Origin of the sequence: Yersinia sp. 1252 StPb PI, from assembly GCF_048593885.1 — a bacterium.
Lineage (GTDB): Bacteria > Pseudomonadota > Gammaproteobacteria > Enterobacterales > Enterobacteriaceae > Yersinia > Yersinia enterocolitica_E.
The window spans coordinates 1-1,982 of sequence record NZ_JAZGQE010000332.1; the positions used below are offsets into that span (position 1 = coordinate 1).

Below are 1,982 nucleotides of genomic sequence, written 5' to 3' on the forward strand. Positions count from 1 at the left end.
GGTGATAAGAGAAAAGAATAATATCAGCTAACCTTACCAAATCATCAGTACCGTAGACGTAATCTGGAGGTGTTTACTTATTCCTACTCATCATTTTTATCTACGGTATCGCATCAGACTATCGGCACACATCACCTAATAAAAGAGTGCTAAGCGAGTATGCCCAGAGGAATTTAATCCAGCCAGTCAGCGAGGATCTGCTGCGTCGTTTTTACTGTGATACGGTTCCCCGGAATGGACAGCTCAGACCAAACCTCATTATGTTGCGCGATAAGCTGCTGAGCCGTGACATATTTGCGGTCCGCAGTGGTATGGGCATCAGAAGCGATGGTCAGAGCATACCCTTTACTGGCGGCAATTTTGATGGTGGTATCAACACAGTAATCCGTGGCACAACCACAAATAGTCAGATGAGTAGCCCCTAGCTGGGAAATAATAGTGTCGAGCGAGGTAAGATAAAACGAATCACACGCTGTTTTGGTAACAGAAATAGCATTCTGCGGGTAATGTAATTCCGGTAGCAGTTGCCACAATTCACTCCCTTGTGTCATTTCATCTTCTGCATGCTGTATGAAAATGACTTGGTCAGCATGGTCGATCAACTGATTAATACGAACGACGCGACCTTCACGATCAAAACGTGGATTAGCAAAAACCCCATTTTGCATATCAATGACAATAACAACATGTTCTCTGGTCACCGCCAACCTCTACAATGTATGTGGACCCGCTGTTAAGCTACAAAGGCCTTAGGGGAAAAGCCTATGCTAAGTTAAAGATCCTGACTTACACAATGGCCTAATCATACAAAACCTAATGAAAAACAACTTGATCTCGACCACCATTCTTCGCTCGGTAGAGCGCTTTGTCGGCTGACTTAATCGCATCATCAAATGAGGTGTCTTTAACATATAAAGCGGCACCGATAGATATCGTAATGTTGAGAGAGTGGTTGTCCGGTGTAATAAACAGCGTATCGCGGATATGTGTAGTTATCCGCACCAAGATCTCACTGGCAATTCTGTTATCTGCGGTATGTATTAACAGCAAAAATTCTTCACCGCCATACCGCGCCAGAAAATCATTTCCTCTAATCACTGACGTTAGTTCCTGGGCGATATCATATAAAATTTTATCACCGGCAGAATGTCCATGATTATCATTAACCCTTTTAAAAAAATCTATATCAATCAAAGCAATAAAGCAGTCCTTATGCGTTTCTCTAAAATTATCCAAATGGTGATTAATACTGAATCTATTAGGTAATTTAGTCAGTTGATCCGTCGAGGATTGGAATTGCAAAATAGAGAATTTACTAAACGTTTTTTGAAAGCGGCTAAAAATAAAATAGAGTATCGAGAGTAAAATAATGCTCATCGCGGATTTAAATATTGAACGGGGAAGGTATCCTAAAGAGATTAGTCGTTCAAAATTCAAAGCAATATTTATACATTGCGGAATGAAAACCGAAAGGAAAAAAGTAGAATATCTTTTATTATCCCAAATTTTTAGCGCTATAGATAAAAACATGAAAGACATAATGAAAATATCATAAAATGGCGACAATCCAAATACAAATACTGTATGGATAGCATAGCTTATCAATAAGGGGATTGGGCCAAAAATTAATGCTGTCAGAACAATAGGGCTAATAATTAACCCATAAAGTGTCGTACTGGTTTGGTTATGAAAATCAGCAAGATAGGTTGCAGTAAAACCGGCAATCACGCCCATTAGAATTTTATAATGTAACTGATTAGGTTTTTTTCTGGTAATAATATAAAGATAAGGTAATGATATGCAAAGATAGATAATACAGACCGCATTAAAGGAACTTGTCAAAACACTCTGCATCAATTGGAACATAATATAATCTTCTACACTTAATGAACTCGGCTATAGAAGGCAGGTAGCCAAGTAAACAGAAAAAGGAAAGTTATAACGCGTGCGGATAGGTTTCCTTTAATTTTACGTATTTTCAC

Annotated in this window: 2 protein-coding genes; both read right to left on the minus strand. The window is 38.7% G+C overall.

The features are described from left to right. Window positions 1-173: 173 nt before the first annotated feature. The gene (locus tag V2A85_RS23260) at window positions 174-701 is read right to left on the minus strand and encodes an isochorismatase family protein (protein ID WP_420072507.1); all 528 of its coding nucleotides are present in this window, start codon (window positions 699-701) and stop codon (window positions 174-176) included. A 112-nt stretch (window positions 702-813) separates the two neighbouring features. After that, window positions 814-1,866 (minus strand): GGDEF domain-containing protein, encoded by a 1,053-nt coding sequence (locus V2A85_RS23265; protein ID WP_372560548.1) that lies wholly within the window; start codon window positions 1,864-1,866, stop codon window positions 814-816. Between the last annotated feature and the right edge of the window lie 116 nt (window positions 1,867-1,982).

Excerpts from the sequence above, each read along its gene's own strand:
- V2A85_RS23265 (WP_372560548.1), bottom strand. The coding sequence starts at position 1,866 with ATGTTCCAATTGATGCAGAGTGTTTTGACAAGTTCCTTTAATGCGGTC.